Below are 21,938 nucleotides of genomic sequence, written 5' to 3'. Positions count from 1 at the left end.
ATCCATGAGTTTCTTTAGGAAATTGAAGGAAAGCATTGCAAACAAAACTGAATCTGTCACAAAACAGTTCAAAGATGGTTTGGAAAAAACACGTAAAGGTTTTGTTGAAAAAGTAACGGACTTGATGATTCGCCGTAAAAAGATTGATGAGGAATTTTATGAGGAACTGGAAGAAATTCTGATCGGAGCGGACGTAGGCGTCAACACGGTTATGAACCTCATTGAAGACCTGCGAGAAGAAGTGAAAAAGCGCAAAATTGAGGACGCATCGGAATTACAGCCTGTATTGTCGGAAAAGCTGTCCGAGTTGCTGCGGGGGAATGACAATAGTCAGCTCAAAATGAGCGCTGACGGGATTACAGTCATTCTATTCGTGGGAGTCAATGGCGTCGGCAAAACGACAACCATTGGCAAGTTAGCTCACCGTTTTAAACAAGAGGGCAAAAAAGTTTTGTTGGCTGCCGGAGACACGTTCCGGGCGGGTGCGATTGAACAGTTGGAGGTCTGGGGCGAACGGGCAGGTGTAGAGGTTATTAAGCAGCAATCCGGTTCCGATCCGGCTGCGGTTATGTTTGATGCCGTACAGGCTGCCAAGCAGCGTCAAGTGGATGTTTTGTTGTGTGATACCGCTGGACGTCTTCAGAATAAAAGCAATCTGATGGAGGAACTGAACAAAATTTTCCGCGTGATCCAACGCGAAATTCCAGATGCTCCTCATGAAGTGTTGTTGGTACTTGATGCGACGACTGGACAAAATGCACTTAACCAAGCCAAGCTGTTTGGTGAGAAAAGCGGTGTAACCGGGCTGGTACTAACGAAGTTGGATGGTACAGCGAAGGGCGGGATTGTTGTGGCCATCCGTCAGGAGCTGAATTTGCCTGTTAAGCTGGTGGGCTTAGGTGAAAAAGTGAATGATCTTCAACCGTTTGATTCCGAGCAATTCGTTCATGCGTTGTTTGCGGGGTTGATTCAGGAAGAGACCGTCGAAGCAACTGCTGCAGACGTGGAAGAACAGAACTGATACGTTTAAAGTAGGCTTTCATGCTACGTTTGGGACTAAGTAGCCATCCTGTTGCTGTTCAAGTTCGCCCAGATGTATAATGAAAGCAAGAGGTCTGTCGATGCCGTATATGTAATGTATGTTGTATGTAAATATAAATAAGGAAGCCGGGTGAAAAACCGATGGCAAACACCTATACCTACTCCCGACGGGAAGAAGTAGCCAACGCCATTACACATGGAATTGGAGCCGTTTTAAGCGTGGCAGCGCTTGTGTTACTCATTGTTTTTGCTAGCTTGAAAGGAACCACTTGGCATGTCGTCAGTTTTACGATTTACGGGATTACGATGTTGCTGTTGTACACCAATTCAACGTTGCTTCATAGCCTGCGTGAAGGGAAAATGAAGGATTTGTTCGAAATATTCGATCATTCCTGCATTTACCTGTTCATTGCAGGTAGCTACACCCCGTTTATGCTCGTTGCACTGCGAGGTACTCTGGGATGGACACTGTTTGGAGTGATTTGGGGGATTGCACTGTTTGGTGTGTTGTTCAAGGCGTTCTTCACCAAGCGCTTCCTGTTTATGTCTACCGTGTTTTACATTGTGATGGGCTGGCTCATCACCATTGCCTGGAATCCTCTGGTTGCGACTGTTCCCGCCGGAGGGATGACGTTATTGTTCGTAGGTGGTCTTATGTATACGTTGGGCACGATTTTCTATGTGTGGCGGGCATTTCCATATCACCATGCGATCTGGCATCTGTTTGTTTTAGCAGGTAGTATACTTCATTTTCTGGCTGTTCTGCTGTATCTTACTCCAGTAAGGGTTTAAGTAACAGTGGGCAAAAAGCCGATCCGTACTTCCGTTTGAGGGCAGTGGATCGGCTTTTTTTTGTATGACAAGGGATAACGCTTGACATCTTCTTTTCTTTTATGTATCATAAGGAACGTTGAAAAGAACTGTAAAGTGTTTTTCCTTGACGATGGAGGTATACAAGATGAGTCAGGAGAATCGGCTGGAAAAGACAAACCGGATTAACCGACTGTTTGACTTCTATGAACCTCTGCTTACAGAGAAGCAACAGATGTTTTTAAAATATTACTTCCATGATGATTTTTCTTTAGGGGAAATCGCATCGGAATTTCAAATTAGCCGTCAGGCAGTATATGAACATATTAAACGTGCTGAACAGGTATTGGAAATGTACGAGGAAAAGCTTGGTTTGCTAAGCAAGTATGAGCGTAGAATCCAAGATCTCGAAGAATTAAATAAGACGTTGTATGAGGCATTCGGTAAAATCGGTGAGTCCGATGAAGGCATTCTGCAACATGTTCATCAAATTGTAAATCGCCTGCAGGAACTGTAGGACATATAGATTAAGAACAAACAACCCTGGTAGACAAGGAGGTGCGAAAGTATGGCATTTGAAGGATTATCGACTCGCTTGCAAAATGTATTCAGTAAACTGCGCGGTAAAGGAAAAGTGTCTGAGGATGATGTAGCTCAGGCGATGCGTGAAGTACGATTAGCTTTGCTTGAGGCGGACGTTAACTTCAAGGTTGTAAAGGACTTTATTGCCAAGGTAAAGGAGAAATCCGTTGGTAAGGAAGTGATGGACAGCTTTACGCCAGGCATGGTCATCATCGACATCGTGAACAAAGAACTGACCGAGTTGATGGGTGGCAGTCAGGCCAAGCTTGCCAAAGCAAACAAACCGCCTACGGTCATTATGATGGTGGGTCTCCAGGGCGCAGGTAAGACGACGACGTCTGGTAAACTGGCGAAATTGCTGCAAAAGCAAAATCATCGTCCATTGCTTGTAGCTGGTGATATTTATAGACCAGCCGCGATCAAGCAGCTTCAGGTTCTTGGGGAGCAGATTAATACTCCTGTATTTACACTGGGAGATCAGACAAGCCCGGTAGAAATTGCAAAACAGGGTTTGCAGCATGCTAAGGATAATGGTAATGACTACGTTATTATAGATACTGCTGGTCGTCTTCATGTTGATGAAGAGCTCATGGAAGAGTTGCGCCAGATTCATACCAACGTCAACCCGGATGAAGTTCTACTGGTTGTAGATAGCATGACGGGGCAGGACGCGGTTAACGTGGCGGAGCACTTTAATAATAGCTTGGAGTTAACGGGAGTTGTATTGACGAAGCTGGATGGTGACACTCGCGGTGGTGCAGCTTTATCGGTCAAGGCTGTGACGGGATGCCCAATCAAGTTTGCTACATTGGGTGAAAAGCTGGATGCGATGGAGCCGTTTCATCCTGAACGGATGGCTTCACGGATTTTAGGCATGGGTGATATGTTGTCCCTGATTGAAAAAGCGCAGTCCAATATCGACGCCGATAAGGCGAAGGAAATGGAACGGAAAATGCGTAATGCCGAGTTTACTTTTGAAGATTTTCTGGAGCAAATGGATCAAGTTAAGAAGCTTGGCCCAATCGACCAGATTCTTGATATGATTCCCGGTATGGGCAACATGAAGCAAATGAAAGATATCAAAGTGGATGACAAACAGATGGGCCGGATTGAGGCTATCGTTCATTCTATGACCACACAGGAAAAGCAAAACCCAGACATGATTAATCATAGCCGACGCAAACGTATTTCTGTAGGCAGTGGAACATCACTGGCTGAGGTAAATCGTCTGATAAAGCAATTTGACGAAATGCGTCGTATGATGAAGCAGTTCTCAGATATGATGGGACCTAAGGGTGGAAAAAACAAGGCTATGAAGCAGTTGAAGAGTATGGGTAAAGGTATGAAGTTTCCTTTCCGCTAAGGCCAATAGGCCCTTGGAATTATGGGATAACAATATACAGTCTACTTTTTGAAGGAGGTGAATTTTCGTGGCAGTTCGTATTCGTCTGAAACGTATGGGTGCACATAAAGCTCCTTTCTATCGCGTCGTGGTATCTGATTCTCGTTCCCCGCGTGACGGTCGTTTTATCGAAGAAATCGGTTACTACAACCCAATCACAGTACCAGCGGTTGTAAAAATTGATGAAGATAAAGCGCTGAAATGGTTGCAAGATGGTGCACAAGCATCCGACACAGTCCGTAACTTGCTTAGCAAAGCGGGCGTAATGAAAAAGTTTCATGAGTCTAAACTACAGAAATAAGGTGCTGATACGGAGGGTCAACCATGGAAGAATTAGTGATAATCATTGCTAAGGCTTTAGTCGATCATCCGGAAGATGTGACCGTGAAGACCTTGGAGAAGGATCGGCTTGTTGTATATGAGCTTAGTGTGCATCCTGAGGATGTAGGCAAAATCATTGGTAAGCAGGGTCGTATCGCCAAGGCGCTTCGCACTGTGGTTGCATCAGCAGCCGTTAAGATGGATAAACGGGTTACCGTAGACATCATATCTTAAAGATATACGAAAGTGGGTTAGGATGTATGTCCTAACCCTTTTTCGTACATGATGAAGATGATATGGAGCGGGACCGATAACAAGCAGGAGGAACATGATGCAACAATTGTTTAATGTCGGAAAAATTGTGAACACCCATGGAATCCGTGGGGAGCTTAAAATATTAACGACGACAGATTTCCCAGAGGATCGCTTTGCTAAAGGTAGTGAACTTTTGATTGTCCCGGCTGAAGGTAAAGCCCCGATTCCCGTAACTATTGAAACAGCGCGTTTTCAAAAAAATATGGTTGTCGCTAAATTTAAGGAATATCACAATATCAATGAAGTTGAAAAATATAAAGGTACTTTGTTGAAGGTATCTGCTGAGCGGTTAGGCGAATTGGAAGAAAATGAATTCTATTTTCATGAAGTAGTCGGCATGGAAGTGGTGACCGAAGACGGAAATGAGCTCGGCGTGGTCAAAGAAATTTTGACTCCGGGAGCCAATGATGTATGGGTAGTCAAAATGCCTAAAGGCAAGGAACTGCTATTGCCGTATATAGAGGATGTTATTTTGGATGTAAACGTGCGCGAAAAACGGGTTACGGTACGGTTAATGGAAGGTCTGCTGTAATGCGGGTAGATGTGCTGACCCTGTTTCCAGAGATGTTTGACGGAGTATTTAATGCAAGCATTCTGGGAAAAGCAAGGGATAAGGGAATTGTATCACTGCAAGCGGTTAATTTTCGTCAGTATGCCGGCAATAAGCATGGACAAGTGGATGATACGCCCTATGGCGGTGGGGGCGGCATGGTTTTGAAGCCTGACCCTATTTTTGCTGCCGTGGAAGCGCTGTTGGATAAATCAGAGGAATCAACATTAGAAACTGCCGACGAAGTTATTCAACATGAAGGGATAGAACGTAACACAGACATAAAATCTCCGCGTATCATTTTGATGTGTCCACAAGGCGAGACTTTTACGCAAAAGAAAGCGGAAGAGCTGGCCAAAGAGGACCATCTTATTTTTATATGTGGGCATTATGAGGGTTATGATGAGCGTATTCGAGAGCATTTGGTGACGGATGAGCTTTCTATCGGAGACTATGTGTTGACTGGTGGTGAGCTTCCAGCCATGGCCGTCATTGACAGTGTGACACGGTTGCTACCAGGAGTGCTGGGGAACGAAACGAGTGCGGTAACGGACTCGTTTAGTACCGGGTTGCTGGAGTACCCCCATTATACCCGGCCTGCGGAGTTTCGGGGCTGGAAAGTTCCTGATGTACTCCTGTCAGGGCATCACGTCAATATTGATTCTTGGAGACGCCAAGAGGCGTTACGTCGCACGATGGAACGCCGACCAGACCTGTTGGAACAGGTTGAACTGACAGGCAAGGAGCGCGTGTGGGTTGAGGAGCAGCGCAAATCTGACTGTTTGGGCGATAAGCAATAAAGCGTCTTAGGCATGAGTGGATTTGAAAGCAGGGAGTGACCTGTTTTATAATGGAGTCAATTAAATAATGTTTGGTCAAATCCCTTTTTGTTGTTGCAATGCGGTATCCTCCATGATACAATACATCTGTTGTGTGTAATACGGTGGTCCTCTGTGGATGATGAAGGAAACGGTTGTGTTTCCAGAAGAAGCATGAACACCTGTACGGAAGGAGGGAGTCATAGATGAATATCGTCCAAGCGATCACTGAAGAACAACTGCGTAAAGATTTGCCTAACTTTCGTCCTGGTGACACTTTGAAAGTGCACGTGAAAGTTATTGAGGGAACTCGTGAGCGTATCCAGTTGTTTGAAGGTGTTGTCATTAAACGCCGTGGTGGTGGAATCAGTGAGACTTTTACAGTTCGTAAAATTTCTTACGGTGTAGGTGTGGAAAGAACTTTCCCGCTTCATTCCCCGAAAATCGATAAAATCGACGTGGCTCGCCGTGGTAAAGTGCGTCGTGCGAAGCTTTATTATCTTCGTGAACTGCGCGGTAAAGCAGCGAGAATTAAAGAAATTCGTCGTTAATACAACGAATAACGAAAGGGGCTTGGTTACAAGCTCCTTTCGTTTTTTCTACGTACATAGGGAACTGTGGATTATTGACCGTAAAGAGAGGACAGTGAGCTATGGAGCAAGAAGTAGGACAAGGAGCTGTACAGCAGCCAACTGAACAGGATGGTACGCCCAAGCGTAAACCAAAAAATGAGATTTTTGAGTGGCTCAAGGCCATCATTATTGCGTTAGTGCTTGTCTTTTTAATCCGCTGGCTTCTCTTTAAGCCGTTTATTGTGGATGGCCCGTCGATGCAGCCTAACTTTCATACCGGAGAACGCGTCATTGTAAATGAGATTTTGTATGATTTCCGTGCCCCTAAACCAGGGGAAGTGATCGTGTTTCATGTGCCGGAGGAAGGAAGAGACTTTATCAAACGCGTCATTGCTGTTGAAGGAGATACGGTCAAGGTAGAAGGTGACACGATTACAGTAAATGGTAAGCCGATTCAGGAATCTTACTTGAAAGCTCCTTTAGAAGAAGCGCACCAAAATGGTGAACTTTACAACAAGTTTACAAATTTTCCAAATGAGAAATTTAAGGATGGAAAAGTTCCGGCGGGGCATATTTTTGTAATGGGAGATAATCGTTCCAATAGTACAGACAGTCGGATGATTGGATATATTGATTTGAAGGAAGTTGTAGGTCGGGCTGACGTTATTTTCTGGCCGGCGAAAGATATGCAGTGGATTAACCACTAGAATAACTAATAAGCAGCATAGCTGCCGTAATCCTAACTAAGAGCCTAAGGGTAAAAGTAGGAGTTACGATCAATGGGGTGATGACGGTGACGATTCAATGGTTTCCTGGTCATATGACCAGAGCGCGCCGCCAAATTGAAGCAAAATTAAAGTTAATTGATTTGGTCATTGAGCTGATTGATGCTCGATTGCCGCTCTCTAGCCGAAATCCAATGATTGATGATATTTTGCAAGGCAAGCCGCGAATGATTATTTTGAATAAAGCAGATTTGGCGGACCCGGTAGTATCACAGCAATGGATTGCCTATTTTAAGGAGCAGGGGCATGTGGCCATTCCGGTGGATGCCACAACTGGGACGGGACTAAAAGAAATTCCAATTCAGGCCAAGCTGCTGCTTAAGGAAAAGATAGATCGGCAGATTAGGAAGGGAATGAATCCGCGTCCTATGCGTGGGTTGATTGTTGGTATTCCGAATGTCGGCAAATCGACACTGATCAACCGAATGGCGGGACGTAATATTGCAGCTACGGGTGACCGTCCAGGGGTAACGAAGGCACAGCAGTGGATCAAGATTGGAGAAATTGAATTGCTGGATACACCAGGGATTCTATGGCCTAAATTTGAGGATCAGAATGTAGGCTATCGTCTGGCAGTTACAGGTGCGATCAAGGAAGAAATTCTGAATGTCGAGGATATTGCCTTTTTTGCGACTAAATATTTGGTTCAGTACTATTGGGACGCACTGGCAGAGCGCTTTGAGCTCACCGAACGTCCTGAAGATACAGAAAATCCTGATGAAATTGTCAACGTCATGGAAGCGATCGGACGTAAACGTGGCTGTATTGTTAGCGGCGGACGTGTGGATCTCGAAAAGGCGTCAAAAATCATTTTGCGTGAGCTGCGTGCAGGGAAGCTGGGACGGTTCAGTTTGGAAGCTCCTTACTGATTCTACTGGTACACCGATAGAGAACATAGCATTTTGTGGCAAGGAAGAACCTTCCCCATCTCTCCGGAGAGGAGGAAGGTTTTTTTGGTATTTGAAGGCAGTTAGAAAAGGGTTTTGGACGATGAAGGTCTGTGGTAAGCTGAATTCAATCGCTAGAGCTACGGCATGAATGACGCGTTAAACTACATATAGATGGGCAGGTATTGAATATGGAAGATAAAAAGAATGTAGTGAAGGACATGCTACATTATGAAAAAAAATGCTGGGAGCAGTCTTGTGAGCGGATTGCAGGTATTGACGAGGTAGGTCGTGGATGCCTGTTTGGTGATGTTGTGGCCGCAGCAGTCATTTTACCAGTGGGTGAGTTACTGGAAGGTGTGGATGATTCCAAAAAATTGACGGACAAGAAGAGAGAAGCATACTACGAGCTAATTATGGAGAAGGCCATTGCTGTAGGAGTTGGCTATGTAGACGCGCAGACAATTGATGATATCAATATTAAGCAAGCAGCCCGTTTGGCTATGAAGCAGGCTATTGAGGCTTTACATGTGTCTCCTGATTATTTACTGGTGGATGCAGAAAAGGTAGATGTGTCTATTCCTCAACTCTCTATTATTAAAGGAGATGCCAACAGTCAGTCTATTGCGGCGGCCTCTATCATCGCCAAGGTAACCCGTGATCGGCTGTGCAAAGGTGAATGGGATGCGAAGTATCCGGAATATGGGATCGGTATACATAAAGGTTACGCTACCAAGTTACACAGGGAACAAATTTTGGCGCTAGGACCTACAAAGATGCATAGACGCAGCTTTCTGGGCAATTTGTTGACGGAGCAACCGACGCTGTTTGATCTGTAGTTACTTATTATGAATCGGGATAATGCCGATATAAAGCATAACTAATACCATAAGCCCCTTTGAATGGGGGAGAGTGAGAGGAGGGGCGATATGAACATCGGATCTGTATTTCGTGGATTACTTGGAGATGTGAAGGCTGGAGAGGCTAAAAAACTTGATATGCAGCCAGGTCAGGTTGTACGAGGAGTCGTGCTAAAGGTGTCTGAGGACGGCAGCGAGGCTGTGTTGCAAATACAAGGTTCTCAGGTCAGGGCAAAGCTGGAGACCCCTCTTCAACCTGGACAGACTACAACGTTTCAGGTTCAACCGGCTTCCCCCAGCGGAATGACGGTGCTTAAGCCTCTGAACGATGTGACTAATACACCACAGCAAACCGTAGCGCTGACAGATGTATTGGAATCGGTGGGACTGCCGGATACAGCTCAGAACAGGGAGCTTATACAGGCAATGCAAAAGAACGGTGTGCCGTTGACATCGGAAAATGCTGCGTCTTTGCGAGAAGCTATGGCGAAGCAAAACGGCAATGTACAATTGGGAACGTTTGTGCAGGCGGCGGCAGTTGCCTTTCAGCGGGGACTTCCATTGACGGCAGAAAGCATAAACGGATTGCGTCAAGCGATGTTTGGGCCTCCTTTAAATGATCTGTTGTCTTCGCTGGAGCAAGAGCTTGAAGCGGTATTAAAGCAGCCAGGACAGGGAATACCCACTGACCGTTCAGTGGGGGAATCAACAGCTATAAAGAGCGCTGATCGAATGTCTGCTAGTCCAACAGGTGCTTCTTCCGGGGTGGTTGTAGATGGACAGGAAGGCCAAGCTCCTATATTGTCCAAGGATGCTTCTACCGCTGTAAAGCAGGCAGAAGCTGGACAAACCACAGGCGGTAAGGAATTGTTAAAAGGGACTCAAGCAGCCAACCTTGCTGCTGCAGTGAGTGAAGCGAGTGCTTTGGCAACAGATTCAGATACTGCAACGGGGGCTACATCTGCAGCCAAAGGGACTGCTCCAGGAGAAGCGGAGACAGTCAATGGACGCGGAGCGACAGTGGCATCGGAAGCTAGCGTAAATGCTCAAGAATCGGGTGCTGATGCATTAAAGGGTTCTCGCACTAGAGTGGAGCAGTCACAGTCACAGCAAGCTACTGCGTCAAGCACACAACTTAAGGATGCGGATGGCGCTCCAGCGGCTGCCACGGCAGAACCTGTGGGGGCAAAGACAGCCTTAACCGCGGCCATGGCTGACCGTCCCACGGCACAGCAGGCTGGTGCCCCTGTGCCGCAATCCACAGCAGGTAACACTGCTGCGCCAGAGGTGACGCTCCAGCGGCTGCGCACGTTGCTGCAAGAGCTACGCGCGGCGGTGCCGCCCCCACTGAGCACGGCTGCGCCGGAGCAGCCCGCAACGGAAGTGGCGCAGCCAATGGCTAGCGCCTCGCGGGCCGCAGACGCCGCTGCATCGCAGCCTGCGGCGTCCAGCCCGCAGCTCAGCCCCACGGAGGACCCGTGGGTGGGCCGCGTACTGAAGCTGCTCGGTGCAGAGCACGAGCAGCAAGTACACCGCGCGACTACACAGGTCGCGCAAGGGGCGGCGGCACGTATGGAGCCGCCAGAGGGAACGCCGCAGCCGCTGCCGGGATTAGCGGCTGCGGCTGGGGACACGGTGTCAGCAGACGCAGCCACCGTAAAAGGGGCGCTGCTCCAGCTGATGAGCAGTGACGATCTGCCGCCTGCTTTGAAAGAGGCGGCTCAGCAGGTTGTACAGCACCTGACAGGTCAGCAGTTGCTGCTCAACACAGACCGAACGGCGCCTTTTGCCCAAGTACACATGTTTATACCGTTCGTTGGACCGGATGGTCGTGAAACAGCTACGATCCAGATTCAGTCCCGCCGCGGCAAACGTGGAGAGCTGGACGCCTCCAACTGTCGTCTTTGGTTTGATTTGGACATGAAGGGACTTGGAGCGACCCTGGTAGATGTCCAGGTTGTAGATCGGATTGTAAGTGTTAAGCTCCATAATGATCATGAATGGGCGGCTTCGTTGTTATCCAGTGGGCGTGAGTCCATTCACACAGCGTTGGAGTCACTAGGATACCAACTTCTATCGCTTCGTACCGAGCCTATGCCCATAAGGACTGAACAGAACAGTCTCGCCTCTTCTGAAGTACAAAGCTATGTGCCTCAGCCGTATAAAGGAGTCGATCTTAAAATATGAAAGAGCCGTTGGAACCTCCTTCTCCTTCCATAAAGAAGGCGGTCGCCCTTAAATATACGCCTGGTGAGAGCGAAGCACCGATTGTCGTTGCCAAAGGGAGCGGCCGTATTGCGGATAGCATTTTAGAAAAAGCTAAAGAACATGGTGTTCCAGTACAGGAGGATGCCGCGCTGGTTGAAGTACTATCCAAACTCGATTTGGACGAACAAATTCCTGCTGAGCTCTATCAGTTGGTGGCAGAGGTGCTTACCTATATATATCAAATGGATAGGCTTGCATCAAGGGATGACTGGTGATGTCGAATGAAATGAAGGCTGGAGGCAAGGATCAACGGAAAGCCAAAGGAGCGATGGGCGAAGAGGCAGCGGCTTTGTTTTTAGAAAACTTGGGTTACCGTATCATAGAGCGTAATTGGCGATGCCGCAGTGGTGAAATAGATCTGATTGCCAAGCAGGAGCATACACTCGTGTTTATTGAGGTACGTAGTCGAAGTAGCTCCAAGTATGGAACGCCAGCAGAATCAGTTACTGCGCGTAAAATAGCCCAAGTTCGCCAAACAGCCGCTGTATATTTGCACATGAACGGGATTGGAGAAGCTCCAATCCGCTTTGACATGATTTCTGTACAATTAACTGACGAAAAGGCAGTTGTTACGGACCATTTAATAGGCGCATTTTAAACGAGTAAGAGCTTATTCAAAGGTAAGAGTGCGGGACTGAATTCATATGTGCAGGTTGACAGGAATGAAAGCTACAGGTATATTTTATTGAGAATAGTTATCATTTTCATCTTAAAATGAATATCTAGAAGTTGTACCTGTGAAGGAGGATTTACGTGACAAAGCATACCTTTAGTGAACATGTCATAGATGTAATTCAGGAACGCCGGACGATTAAACGATTTAAATCCGACTCCATTCCGGTAGATACGATCAAAGAACTGCTGGACGTCGCTGTGTGGGCTCCTAATCATAAAATGCGTGAACCGTGGCGTTTTCTGTTGTTTGCTGGTGAAGGACGGAAAAAGCTTGCAAAAGCAATTGCAGCCGATATTGGTAAGGACAACAAGTTTGAGAGCGGCATTTTGCACAACCCGATCCAGCTTTTAGTAGTATTGGAAGAAGACCCGCGTCAAGCGGTTTGGGATGAGGATTTTGCAGCGGTCAGCGCGCTTGTACAAAACTTTATGCTTGCCGCATGGAGCAAAGGAATCGGAACGTTTTGGGTGACAAAGCCATTTTTGTATTCGCCTAAGTTCCGTGAGCACTTGGGAATTCAACCGGGTGAGAAGGTAATAGGAATGATATATGCAGGCTATCCTGACGTTATCCCAGAATCAAGACCACGTACTCCGGCAGCCGATAAGCTGACCTTGTTTGACAAATAATCTGTCGTCAGATAAACTTAGTCAAGAATTTTGAAAGCATGGTCCGAAGCTAAAATTTCGAACATCACATTTGCAAAGAATGAAAATTTGGAAGCACCTTTTTTCATATATGCAATGATTCCCGAGAGGGAGCATTCCAATATGAGGAGAGGTGCTTTTTGATATGTATGGAAAATTACACGGGGCTTGTTTGTATGGAATAGATGGCGTTCTGATTGAAGTTGAGATTGATTTGTCCAATGGCTTGCCTCAGACAGCGATTATAGGATTGCCGGATTCGGCGATTCGAGAGGCAGTGGAGCGTGTCAGAGCAGCAATCAAAAACTGCGGCTTTAAATATCCGTCCCAGCGTGTCACGATTAATTTAGCTCCTGCTGATTTGCGTAAGGAAGGTTCATCTTTTGACCTTGCTATCGCTTTAGGGTTGCTGACAACCAGTGAACAGGTCGTTTTACCAGTGGGAGAACGGACGCTGTTTATTGGCGAGCTGGCGCTGGATGGCAGCATTCGTCCTGTGAATGGGGTGCTGTCCATGGTTGATTTGGCCAAGCGAGAAGGATTCCATTCCGTGCTGCTCCCCAAGGAAAACGCCAACGAGGCTCGTCTGATCACGGGTATACGTATTTACGCTATACGTCATCTAGCAGATCTTATCCCGATTGAAGATCATGCACAGGGGACTGTTGATAGCCAAGCGACAAATCAGAATTGTACTGCTAGTAAACAGGTCATGATCCAGTCCTATGCCCATTTACCTCAAGCAGAGCATATCCCGCTGTGTGAGGAAAAAGAGATAACTAGCAATATGGAGGATTACAGCGATGTACTGGGCCAGCTGCACGCCAAACGTGCGTTAGTTATCGCTGCAGCCGGAATGCATAATATCTTGCTTATGGGACCGCCGGGGGCTGGAAAAACGATGCTCATCCGCAGATTGCCATCTATCCTTCCGCCTTTGACTGAAAAGGAGGCGCTTGAAGTCACCAAAGTATACAGCGCTGCCGGGAAGTGGAAGGAGTCATCGCCCCATCTGATGAATATTCGTCCCTTCCGTTCGCCTCATCATACGATCTCTGCTGCTGGTTTGGTGGGCGGGGGAGGTATACCCAAACCAGGAGAAATCAGTCTTGCGCATCGGGGGATTTTATTTCTGGATGAGTTGCCTGAATTTAGCCGTCATGTGCTAGAAGTGCTGCGCCAGCCTTTGGAAGATCACAATGTTACGATCAGTCGTTCACGTGCAGTTTTTAAGTATCCAGCGCATTTTTTACTTGCCGCCTCCTTAAATCCATGTCACTGTGGTTTTTTCGGTAATGACACGGAACATCAGCGCTGTACCTGTTCACCTGCAGCAGTAGCCCGCTACCGTTCACGTATTTCTGGTCCACTGCTGGATCGGATTGATCTTCAGCTTGAAGTATCGCAGCCGAAGGATTGGCGGGAGGAAAAAGAATCATTGTCGTCCGCTGAAATGCGAAGGCAGGTGCTGGCTGCTCAAGCGATACAAATCCACAGATACAGCAAGCTTCCCTTTTCATGGAATAGTGAGCTGTCTGGTCAAATGCTGCGTAAATATGCCGTATTAGAAAAAAATGCAGCAGAGTTGCTTGACCAGACAATGGACGCACTCGGTTTAAGCATGCGCGCGTATGATCGAATTCTCAAGCTTTCGCGTACCATTGCAGACTTACATGACTCAGAGAAAATTTTGACTTCACATGTGGCTGAAGCTATTCAATACCGCCATATGGATAGAGCAAATGCCAGTTTTCCCGAAAGTTAAAAAGGCGATAAAATAGTAGCTATAACACGATCATTTTTATGAAAGAGTTTTCCAAAGCGTATGTACAATAGAAAATGGAAAAAGGACAAAAAAAGCTCCAGACAATAAAGATCTGGAGAAGAAAAATAAGATTATGACAATAGTGATTATACTATGAGTATATCAATTTTGTATATACGTTTATACATCATCTCCCATGTTACTTGATGGAAAAAAAACAAACAGTCTTTAACGAAGGGATAGCTGAAAGGATAATAGCCCCTCGACAAAAACGGTTGAGGGGCTTGTTGTGAAATTCATTCTAACGAAACTATTGAATCCATGAAGAGAGATGAAGACGTCCCCTACATGTGCTAAAGAAAATCTAAGTTACAAAACGTTCAGTTTCACTTCAATATTACCGCGGGTAGCGCGGGAGTATGGACATTGTTCATGTGCGCCTTCCACCAGTTTTACTGCAGTTTCATGATCGACGCCTTTTACCAGTACGTCGAGACTTACTCCGATTCCGAAGCCGCCGTCTTCCACTTTGCCGAAATGGACCGTAGCTGTTACTTCAGTACCTTCATGCTTAATACGTTGCATGCGAGCAACCATATTTAAGGCACTGTCAAAGCAAGCGGAATAGCCTGCTGCGAACAATTGCTCTGGATTCGTACCTGCACCGCCTGCGCCGCCCATTTCTTTTGGGGTATCGATATCTAAACGGAGTTCAGGGGAAGAAGACTCGATATAACCGTTACGTCCACCAACCGCTTTTACTGTTGTTTCATACATTTTTTGTTGAATGGTCATCATAATCCAATCACTGCCTCTCGCTCAAATTATATTTTACACAATTTAATTTATCAAAATAATTATTGTTTGTAAAGTATTTTGTGCAATTAGCATGTATTTTATTATATAATGTGCTAAAATAATGACGAAAGTAGGTGATCAGACAGCATGGAAGACAATCCTAATGAAGGTACAGCGTTGAAACTTGATAATCAGTTATGCTTTGCCATATATGCATGCTCCAGAGAGATTACGAAGCTATACCAGCCTTATCTGGAAAAGCTCGGTGTGACGTACTCGCAATATTTGGTACTTATCGTGCTCTGGGAGCGTGAAGAGTGTACAGTGAAGGAATTGGGTGAGGCACTATATTTGGACTCCGGCACACTAACTCCGCTATTGAAGAGATTGCAGAACGCCGGGCTTATCGATCGAAAGCGTTCCACTCAGGATGAGCGTAAGGTGCTGATTTCTTTGACGACAGAGGGAAGCGCATTACGGGAAAAAGCTCTGTCCGTACCAGGATGCATCCAGGAAAAAACAAGTATGACTCATGATCAATTTGGGTCGCTTCTGCTCCAGTTCAATGATCTGCTCGATCGTGTTCATCAAGCTAATGTGCAAATTGAAAAATCATAAGGTGTTTTCAGTTGCTCTTGCGAATCTTATGGCATGAGTGTTCTCAGCTGAAAGAAAAAATACCTAATAATGCTTGAAGAATTAAAGTGCCTCTTAATGTGGATTAGGTAATCCCATGTTGTAGAGGTGCTTTTTTTGTGTGAATTTGTATTAAGAGAAATATCCAATAATATCCAAACATTCGATTTTGGGAATGATAATGATATCAAAATACTGTAATTCATGAGGCTAAATTATAAGGAAAGCGTTTTAAAAACATGTTACAATGATGTAGGTTTAGTATAGATTTCCTTGTGAACCGCCCTTGTTGCAGTCATGTTGATAGGAGGATTCCAGAATGAATATCCATGAATATCAGGGTAAAGAAGTATTGAAGCAGTACGGAGTGGCTGTACCGAACGGTAAGGTTGCCTATACGGTGGAGGAAGCCGTTGCGGCGGCAGAATCGCTTGGAAGCGCTGTTACGGTGGTGAAAGCACAAATTCATGCTGGTGGACGCGGTAAAGCGGGTGGCGTGAAAGTTGCCAAAGGTTTGGATGAGGTGCGGACTTTTGCTTCTGAAATTTTGGGTAAGGTGCTGGTGACGCATCAGACTGGACCTGAAGGTAAAGAGGTCAAACGCCTTTTGGTTGAGGAAGGCTGCGATATTCGTAAAGAATATTACGTCGGCGTTGTCGTAGATCGTGCGACTGGACGTATCGTAATGATGGCCTCAGAAGAAGGTGGTACGGAAATCGAAGAGGTGGCTGCAGCCACTCCGGAGAAGATTTTTAAAGCGGTTGTTGATCCAGCGATTGGGCTTCAGGTGTATCAGGCCCGTAAGTTGGCGTATGACATTAATATTCCAAATGAACTGGTAAACAAAGCGGTCAAGTTTATGCTGGCGCTATACGAAGCTTTTGTGGACAAGGACTGTTCGATTGCAGAAATCAATCCCTTAGTCGTTACGGGTGATGGGAATGTACTGGCGTTGGATGCCAAACTGAATTTTGATTCTAATGCGTTGTTCCGTCACAAGGATATTTTGGAATTGCGTGATTTGGATGAAGAGGACGAGAAGGAAATTGAGGCATCTAAATATGATCTAAGCTATATCGCTCTGGACGGAAATATTGGCTGTATGGTCAATGGTGCGGGCTTGGCGATGGCAACCATGGATATTATCAAATATTACGGTGGCGATCCGGCCAACTTCCTGGACGTAGGGGGCGGTGCGACGACGGAAAAGGTAACCGAAGCGTTCAAAATCATTTTGTCCGATCCGAAGGTAGAAGGTATTTTCGTGAACATTTTCGGCGGAATTATGCAGTGTGACATCATTGCGAACGGCGTCGTGGAGGCTGCCAAACAGTTGGGGCTGACTCGTCCGCTTGTTGTCCGTCTTGAAGGGACAAATGTTGAGCTCGGCAAACAGATTTTAGCGGAATCCGGTTTGAATATCGTAGCAGCGGATTCCATGGCGGATGGCGCCCAAAAAATCGTCGAACTTGTTCAATAGCCTGTTTGCATTCCGATATGCCGAATAAACGATAGGGGATGTGAAGATCGTGAGTATTTTGGTCGATAAGCATACAAAGGTGATTACACAGGGGATTACGGGAAAAACGGCGTTGTTTCATGCCAAGGGTGCACTTGATTATGGTACACAAATGGTAGGTGGCACCTCTCCAGGTAAGGGGGGCACCGAGGTAGAAATTACGCTGGAGAACGGACAACAGGTCAAATTGCCAGTGTTTAACACCGTAAGCGAAGCCAAGGAAGCTACTGGCGCAACAGCGAGCGTGATTTACGTGCCACCGGCTTTTGCAGCAGATTCCATTTTGGAGGCTGTAGATGCGGAACTAGATCTCGTGATTTGTATCACGGAGGGCATTCCGGTGCTTGATATGATCAGGGTCAAACGTTTTATGGAAGGTAAAAAGACCGTTCTGATTGGCCCTAACTGCCCAGGCGTTATTACGCCAGGAGAATGTAAAATCGGTATTATGCCAGGTTACATTCATCTACCAGGTCATGTAGGTGTTGTGTCACGTAGTGGTACTTTGACCTATGAAGCAGTGCATCAGTTAACGACCCGAGGTATAGGACAATCTTCCGCGGTTGGTATTGGCGGTGACCCCGTTAAAGGTTCAGAATTCATTGACATTTTGCAACGTTTCAATGAGGACCCCAACACTCACGCTGTCATTATGATCGGAGAAATTGGGGGTACAGCCGAGGAAGAGGCTGCTGAGTGGATCAGGGACAATATGACGAAGCCAGTAGTTGGTTTTATCGGCGGTGTGACCGCGCCTCCTGGCAAACGGATGGGGCATGCAGGCGCCATTATTTCTGGTGGAAAAGGAACGGCCAAAGAGAAAATTGCCACGCTTGAAGCCTGCGGGATCAAGGTGGCACCGACTCCTTCCGAAATGGGCTCGACACTGGTAAGTGTGCTGGAAGCACGTGGTATTTTGAAATTGTGTACGACACATTAAATCGTGTTTCTTCATTAATATACAGGCCATAAAACTGCATCGAAATTTGCCGCAGGCTAGTGTATAATGAAAGAAAGGTAAGCAACCTTTTTATCTTCTGAAACAGGGGATGAAAAGGTTGCTTTTTTTGCGTTAAGACAGACTTGTCAGGGAAACGCTTGCAAAATGATTCATTGTGCCACAAAATAAGGGAGGGTTCACTCTTCCGTGAATGGGGGAACCATAGTTTGGAAGAAAGATGGCTTTTGTTAGGCTTGCATGAGTTAGAGGGAATCGGAAGAAAAACAATTCAGCGTATTTGGTCGAGTGACTATCGATTGCATGAGCTACTGCATTTTAGCGAACAAAAGTGGATGGAGATAGGGTTAAGCCCTGCTCAGGCACGAATTGCGGCTCAGTGTTACGATGAAGAATGGGTGCATGAGCGATATCAGCGAGTTCTATCCGGTGATATTGGGACGGTAACTTATGTGGACGAGGATTATCCCCTATTAATGAAGGAAACAGTTGACCCACCTTGGGTAATGTATACAAAAGGGGATAAATCACTTTTGCATACATGTTCTGTAGCCATGGTAGGAACTCGCGTTCCCACCGCTTATGGACGTAGAGCAGCGGAGATACTAACAGAGGGATTATGTTATGCAGGGATTACAGTAGTTAGCGGATTGGCGAGAGGAATTGACAGTATTTGTCACGAAACAGCCCTGCGCCGGGGAGGAAACACGATTGGTGTACTGGGAACAGCGATTGATCAAATTTATCCTCCCCAAAATGCGTCTTTATTTGCAGAGATGGCTAGCAAAGGATTGATCGTATCGGAGTATCCTCCAGGCACGAGGTCACATCCGGGAATGTTTCCACAACGTAATCGGATTATAGCTGGCCTAACGAAGGGAACGCTCGTCGTCGAAGCAGATGCAAGAAGCGGCTCCTTGATTACAGCTGATGCTGCGTTAGAGGCAAATCGAGATGTGTTTGCTGTTCCCGGACCCATTACGTCACCGAAGAGTAGAGGCACGCTGAGCTTGATTAAGCAAGGAGCTAAAACAGTCACTGAAGCTTCGGATATTATTGAGGAGTATGAAGCAGATTTGCGTACAAGGGAGGTTTCTTCATACAATAGAGAGCAGAGTCTTAATCTGAAGCAGGTCTCCAAAGTGCCAGAAAGTGAGACTTCTGAGGAAAACCGTGTCATACTGTTGCTCGAACAGGGAACCATGACACTGGATGAACTGCTTGATGCTACGGCATGGGATTTTGGACTTTTACACGCAGTTCTGTTATCGTTAATCATAAAAAAAAGGATCGCCCAGCTAGCGGGCACAAAATACAAGCTTATTTAGTAGTTGTTTTTGCAAAGTCCTTAGTTAGTAAATGCACAAATTCAATTTTAAACATCAGGTGGAGGGCAGTATGGCATTCATCCGCGTCGCGGACTCCTACTCCTTCCCCACTTCCTGAAATGTGTTGACATTATGACTCGCAGCAGCGGAGCAGATGGAATCTTTCTGAGCAAGTACAGCGATCTGGAAAAATGACCAATCTGTGAAGCGCTCTCCGCGTCATAACTCACCACATTTCAGGAAGTCTATCATATTCATGTGTGTAATTGAGAGGAGGAAGAGCCTATGGCGGATTCACTCGTCATCGTGGAATCGCCTTCCAAGGCGAAGACGATCGGCAAATACTTAGGCAGCAAATATATCGTCAAGGCTTCCATGGGTCATATCAGGGATTTACCGAAGAGTCAGATCGGCGTAGAGGTCGAAAATGATTTTAATCCCAAATACATTACCATTCGAGGTAAAGGCTCAATTCTAAAAGAATTAAAGGATGCCCGAAAAAAAGTAAAAAAAGTATATCTGGCGGCTGACCCGGATCGCGAAGGTGAGGCTATTGCCTGGCATCTGGCACATGCGCTGGAACTGGACGATACAGCAGATTGCCGTGTTGTATTTAATGAAATTACGAAGCAGGCTGTCAAAGATGCTTTTAAAACACCCCGTAAAATCAATATGGATTTGGTCAATGCTCAGCAGGCACGACGGATACTGGATCGACTTGTTGGCTACAAAATCAGCCCGTTGCTCTGGAAAAAGGTAAAAAAGGGTCTATCCGCTGGGCGGGTGCAGTCGGTTGCGGTGAAAATTATTTTGGACCGGGAAAACGAAATTAGTGAGTTTGTACCGGAAGAATACTGGACGATTACAGCTAAACTAGCTATTAAAGACAGCACCTTTGAAGCGAAATTTCATAAGCTGCGCGGTGAAAAGAAAGAGCTCTCCAGCGAAGCGGATGTACAAGAAGTGTTGGAAGCTATCGGAAAATCGTCTTACAAGGTGCGCGAAGTGAAAGAGAAAGAGCGTTTACGCAATCCTTCTCCTCCATTCACAACAAGTTCCTTGCAGCAGGAGGCGGCTCGGAAGCTCAACTTCCGTGCATCTAAAACGATGTCTGTAGCTCAGCAGCTATATGAGGGTGTGGATTTAGGAAAAGAAGGGACCGTGGGTCTGATTACGTATATGCGTACGGATTCCACACGGATCGCCGCTTCAGCTCAAGAGGAAGCGAAAGAATTAATTATTCAAAAATATGGCGAAGCTTTTGTACCTGAAACTCCTCGTCAATATTCAAAAAAAGCGGCCAACGCCCAGGATGCGCATGAAGCGATTCGCCCAACCTCTGCGTTACGCGATCCGGAAACAGTTAAGCCGTTTATGAGTCGGGATCAGTTCCGTTTGTACAAATTGATATGGGAACGTTTCATGGCCAGCCAGATGGCATCTGCTATTATGGATACTTTGTCCGTAGATATTGAAGCGGGTGAGACGATATTCCGGGCAGCAGGTTCTAAGGTTCGTTTTCCAGGTTTCATGAAAGTGTATGTAGAGGGAAATGACGACGGTAAAACCGAAGAAGATAAACTGCTGCCACCACTTCAACCAGGCGATAAATTAAAAAAAGAAGCGGTTGAGCCGAAGCAGCATTTTACACAACCGCCTCCCCGTTATACGGAAGCGCGACTGGTGAAGACGCTGGAAGAACTGGGTATAGGACGTCCAAGTACGTATGCACCAACGCTGGAAACCATTCAGAAACGTGGGTACGTTGCTATTGAAGAAAAGAAATTTTTCCCTACAGAGCTGGGCGAATTGGTCATCGAACAGATGGAGGAGTTCTTTCCAGAGATACTGAATGTGGAGTTTACAGCTAATATGGAAGGTGATCTTGACCACGTCGAAGAAGGCGAAGGTAATTGGGTCAAGGTGTTGAGTGACTTTTACGAGTCATTCGAGAAGCGACTTGAAGTGGCTGAAGAAGAAATGAAAGAAATTGAAATAAAAGATGAAGTATCCGATGTCATTTGTGATAAGTGTGGCAGCCAAATGGTGTATAAGCTTGGCCGATTTGGTAAATTCCTGGCCTGTTCTGCTTTTCCAGATTGCCGTAACACAAAGCCAATTGTTAAGGATATCGGGATTAATTGTCCTTCATGCGGTGAGGGCCATGTCGTCGAACGACGGAGTAAAAAGGGACGTATCTTCTATGGATGTGACCGCTACCCGGAATGTGATTTTGTTTCCTGGGATAAACCGTCCATTAAGCCTTGCCCAAGTTGCAGTAGCCTAATGGTCGAAAAACGTACAAAACAAGGGACGAAGCTCAACTGTACGGTCTGCGATCACAGCGAAATGCTGGAAGAGAGCGATGAGAGCGTAGAGACTTCTTAAGAACAACAATAG

General features: G+C 46.2%; 23 protein-coding genes. 22 read left to right on the top strand and 1 reads right to left on the bottom strand.

Annotated elements, in window-relative coordinates; all coding sequences use genetic code 11:
• Positions 1-4: 4 nt before the first annotated feature.
• The 17 genes from ftsY (at position 5) to WA407_RS04710 (ending at position 14,299) form a co-directional block, all read left to right on the top strand.
• Entirely contained in the window at positions 5-1,021 is a 1,017-nt protein-coding gene (ftsY, locus tag WA407_RS04790) for a signal recognition particle-docking protein FtsY (protein WP_336076884.1), read from the top strand.
• 161 nt (positions 1,022-1,182) lie between these two features.
• A complete protein-coding gene (gene trhA / locus WA407_RS04785) occupies positions 1,183-1,833 on the top strand; it encodes a PAQR family membrane homeostasis protein TrhA (RefSeq protein ID WP_013309859.1) in 651 nt (216 codons plus the stop codon).
• Between the two features lie 166 nt (positions 1,834-1,999).
• Complete coding sequence (locus WA407_RS04780; RefSeq protein WP_069291713.1) at positions 2,000-2,368, top strand: putative DNA-binding protein; 369 nt, start codon at positions 2,000-2,002, stop codon at positions 2,366-2,368.
• Positions 2,369-2,419: 51 nt separating this feature from the next.
• Positions 2,420-3,796, top strand: coding sequence for a signal recognition particle protein (gene ffh / locus WA407_RS04775; RefSeq protein ID WP_061832003.1), 1,377 nt, complete (start codon positions 2,420-2,422; stop codon positions 3,794-3,796).
• A gap of 67 nt (positions 3,797-3,863) precedes the next feature.
• Positions 3,864-4,136: a 30S ribosomal protein S16 gene (rpsP, locus tag WA407_RS04770; protein WP_013309862.1), complete on the top strand. Its 273-nt coding sequence runs from the start codon at positions 3,864-3,866 to the stop codon at positions 4,134-4,136.
• A gap of 23 nt (positions 4,137-4,159) precedes the next feature.
• On the top strand, positions 4,160-4,390 hold the full coding sequence (locus tag WA407_RS04765) for a KH domain-containing protein (RefSeq protein ID WP_013309863.1): 231 nt from the start codon (positions 4,160-4,162) through the stop codon (positions 4,388-4,390).
• A 97-nt stretch (positions 4,391-4,487) separates the two neighbouring features.
• A complete protein-coding gene (rimM, locus tag WA407_RS04760; protein WP_069291714.1) occupies positions 4,488-5,003 on the top strand; it encodes a ribosome maturation factor RimM in 516 nt (171 codons plus the stop codon).
• A complete protein-coding gene (gene trmD, locus WA407_RS04755; RefSeq protein WP_061832001.1) occupies positions 5,003-5,821 on the top strand; it encodes a tRNA (guanosine(37)-N1)-methyltransferase TrmD in 819 nt (272 codons plus the stop codon). Before rimM ends, trmD begins: the two co-directional genes overlap by 1 nt.
• A 224-nt stretch (positions 5,822-6,045) precedes the next feature.
• Positions 6,046-6,390 carry a 50S ribosomal protein L19 gene (rplS, locus tag WA407_RS04750; protein ID WP_010346403.1) on the top strand — a complete coding sequence of 115 codons (345 nt, stop codon included), beginning with the start codon at positions 6,046-6,048 and terminating at the stop codon, positions 6,388-6,390.
• A gap of 101 nt (positions 6,391-6,491) precedes the next feature.
• Complete coding sequence (gene lepB, locus WA407_RS04745) at positions 6,492-7,118, top strand: signal peptidase I (RefSeq protein WP_061832000.1); 627 nt, start codon at positions 6,492-6,494, stop codon at positions 7,116-7,118.
• Between the two features lie 86 nt (positions 7,119-7,204).
• Complete coding sequence (gene ylqF / locus WA407_RS04740; protein ID WP_235308115.1) at positions 7,205-8,065, top strand: ribosome biogenesis GTPase YlqF; 861 nt, start codon at positions 7,205-7,207, stop codon at positions 8,063-8,065.
• 209 nt (positions 8,066-8,274) lie between these two features.
• Positions 8,275-8,922 carry a ribonuclease HII gene (locus WA407_RS04735; protein ID WP_235308116.1) on the top strand — a complete coding sequence of 216 codons (648 nt, stop codon included), beginning with the start codon at positions 8,275-8,277 and terminating at the stop codon, positions 8,920-8,922.
• 90 nt (positions 8,923-9,012) lie between these two features.
• Positions 9,013-11,130 carry a DNA ligase gene (locus WA407_RS04730; protein ID WP_336076883.1) on the top strand — a complete coding sequence of 706 codons (2,118 nt, stop codon included), beginning with the start codon at positions 9,013-9,015 and terminating at the stop codon, positions 11,128-11,130.
• Positions 11,127-11,426, top strand: coding sequence for an EscU/YscU/HrcU family type III secretion system export apparatus switch protein (locus tag WA407_RS04725; protein ID WP_023988176.1), 300 nt, complete (start codon positions 11,127-11,129; stop codon positions 11,424-11,426). Before WA407_RS04730 ends, WA407_RS04725 begins: the two co-directional genes overlap by 4 nt.
• Positions 11,426-11,809 (top strand): YraN family protein, encoded by a 384-nt coding sequence (locus WA407_RS04720; protein ID WP_061831853.1) that lies wholly within the window; start codon positions 11,426-11,428, stop codon positions 11,807-11,809. Before WA407_RS04725 ends, WA407_RS04720 begins: the two co-directional genes overlap by 1 nt.
• A 155-nt stretch (positions 11,810-11,964) precedes the next feature.
• On the top strand, positions 11,965-12,516 hold the full coding sequence (locus WA407_RS04715) for a nitroreductase family protein (RefSeq protein WP_025723284.1): 552 nt from the start codon (positions 11,965-11,967) through the stop codon (positions 12,514-12,516).
• Positions 12,517-12,679: 163 nt separating this feature from the next.
• Entirely contained in the window at positions 12,680-14,299 is a 1,620-nt protein-coding gene (locus tag WA407_RS04710; protein ID WP_336076881.1) for a YifB family Mg chelatase-like AAA ATPase, read from the top strand.
• A 369-nt stretch (positions 14,300-14,668) separates the two neighbouring features.
• On the opposite strand, the gene WA407_RS04705 is transcribed toward WA407_RS04710, so the two are convergent.
• A complete protein-coding gene (locus tag WA407_RS04705) occupies positions 14,669-15,097 on the bottom strand; it encodes an organic hydroperoxide resistance protein (RefSeq protein WP_069291719.1) in 429 nt (142 codons plus the stop codon).
• Between the two features lie 147 nt (positions 15,098-15,244).
• Here WA407_RS04705 and WA407_RS04700 point away from each other — a divergent pair, with 147 nt between their 5' ends.
• From WA407_RS04700 to topA, 5 genes are all read left to right on the top strand, one after another.
• Positions 15,245-15,715, top strand: a complete 471-nt coding sequence (locus tag WA407_RS04700; protein ID WP_069291720.1) for a MarR family winged helix-turn-helix transcriptional regulator — start codon at positions 15,245-15,247, stop codon at positions 15,713-15,715.
• 337 nt (positions 15,716-16,052) lie between these two features.
• A complete protein-coding gene (gene sucC / locus WA407_RS04695) occupies positions 16,053-17,213 on the top strand; it encodes an ADP-forming succinate--CoA ligase subunit beta (protein WP_053325253.1) in 1,161 nt (386 codons plus the stop codon).
• Between the two features lie 49 nt (positions 17,214-17,262).
• Positions 17,263-18,192 carry a succinate--CoA ligase subunit alpha gene (sucD, locus tag WA407_RS04690; protein WP_336076879.1) on the top strand — a complete coding sequence of 310 codons (930 nt, stop codon included), beginning with the start codon at positions 17,263-17,265 and terminating at the stop codon, positions 18,190-18,192.
• Positions 18,193-18,419: 227 nt separating this feature from the next.
• Positions 18,420-19,538 carry a DNA-processing protein DprA gene (gene dprA / locus WA407_RS04685; protein ID WP_336076878.1) on the top strand — a complete coding sequence of 373 codons (1,119 nt, stop codon included), beginning with the start codon at positions 18,420-18,422 and terminating at the stop codon, positions 19,536-19,538.
• Positions 19,539-19,823: 285 nt separating this feature from the next.
• Positions 19,824-21,926 carry a type I DNA topoisomerase gene (topA, locus tag WA407_RS04680; protein ID WP_336076877.1) on the top strand — a complete coding sequence of 701 codons (2,103 nt, stop codon included), beginning with the start codon at positions 19,824-19,826 and terminating at the stop codon, positions 21,924-21,926.
• Positions 21,927-21,938: the final 12 nt, after the last annotated feature.

It is taken from the genome of Paenibacillus sp. 203, assembly GCF_037027525.1.
GTDB classification, from domain to species: domain Bacteria; phylum Bacillota; class Bacilli; order Paenibacillales; family Paenibacillaceae; genus Paenibacillus; species Paenibacillus polymyxa_B.
The sequence above is the reverse complement of the archived record's forward strand: the minus strand, read 5'-3'. Positions and strand labels throughout refer to the sequence as shown.

What these genes read in the sequence shown, in the direction of transcription:
- rimM (WP_069291714.1), top strand. Translation starts at nt 4,488, where the DNA reads ATGCAACAATTGTTTAATGTCGGAAAAATTGTGAACACCCATGGAATC.
- WA407_RS04730 (WP_336076883.1), top strand. Translation starts at nt 9,013, where the DNA reads ATGAACATCGGATCTGTATTTCGTGGATTACTTGGAGATGTGAAGGCT.
- ftsY (WP_336076884.1), top strand. Translation starts at nt 5, where the DNA reads ATGAGTTTCTTTAGGAAATTGAAGGAAAGCATTGCAAACAAAACTGAA.
- WA407_RS04725 (WP_023988176.1), top strand. Translation starts at nt 11,127, where the DNA reads ATGAAAGAGCCGTTGGAACCTCCTTCTCCTTCCATAAAGAAGGCGGTC.
- WA407_RS04700 (WP_069291720.1), top strand. Translation starts at nt 15,245, where the DNA reads ATGGAAGACAATCCTAATGAAGGTACAGCGTTGAAACTTGATAATCAG.
- ffh (WP_061832003.1), top strand. Translation starts at nt 2,420, where the DNA reads ATGGCATTTGAAGGATTATCGACTCGCTTGCAAAATGTATTCAGTAAA.
- WA407_RS04735 (WP_235308116.1), top strand. Translation starts at nt 8,275, where the DNA reads ATGGAAGATAAAAAGAATGTAGTGAAGGACATGCTACATTATGAAAAA.
- topA (WP_336076877.1), top strand. Translation starts at nt 19,824, where the DNA reads ATGGCGGATTCACTCGTCATCGTGGAATCGCCTTCCAAGGCGAAGACG.
- sucC (WP_053325253.1), top strand. Translation starts at nt 16,053, where the DNA reads ATGAATATCCATGAATATCAGGGTAAAGAAGTATTGAAGCAGTACGGA.
- trhA (WP_013309859.1), top strand. Translation starts at nt 1,183, where the DNA reads ATGGCAAACACCTATACCTACTCCCGACGGGAAGAAGTAGCCAACGCC.
- WA407_RS04780 (WP_069291713.1), top strand. Translation starts at nt 2,000, where the DNA reads ATGAGTCAGGAGAATCGGCTGGAAAAGACAAACCGGATTAACCGACTG.
- WA407_RS04765 (WP_013309863.1), top strand. Translation starts at nt 4,160, where the DNA reads ATGGAAGAATTAGTGATAATCATTGCTAAGGCTTTAGTCGATCATCCG.
- WA407_RS04710 (WP_336076881.1), top strand. Translation starts at nt 12,680, where the DNA reads ATGTATGGAAAATTACACGGGGCTTGTTTGTATGGAATAGATGGCGTT.
- WA407_RS04705 (WP_069291719.1), bottom strand. Translation starts at nt 15,097, where the DNA reads ATGATGACCATTCAACAAAAAATGTATGAAACAACAGTAAAAGCGGTT.
- lepB (WP_061832000.1), top strand. Translation starts at nt 6,492, where the DNA reads ATGGAGCAAGAAGTAGGACAAGGAGCTGTACAGCAGCCAACTGAACAG.
- WA407_RS04720 (WP_061831853.1), top strand. Translation starts at nt 11,426, where the DNA reads ATGTCGAATGAAATGAAGGCTGGAGGCAAGGATCAACGGAAAGCCAAA.
- rplS (WP_010346403.1), top strand. Translation starts at nt 6,046, where the DNA reads ATGAATATCGTCCAAGCGATCACTGAAGAACAACTGCGTAAAGATTTG.
- trmD (WP_061832001.1), top strand. Translation starts at nt 5,003, where the DNA reads ATGCGGGTAGATGTGCTGACCCTGTTTCCAGAGATGTTTGACGGAGTA.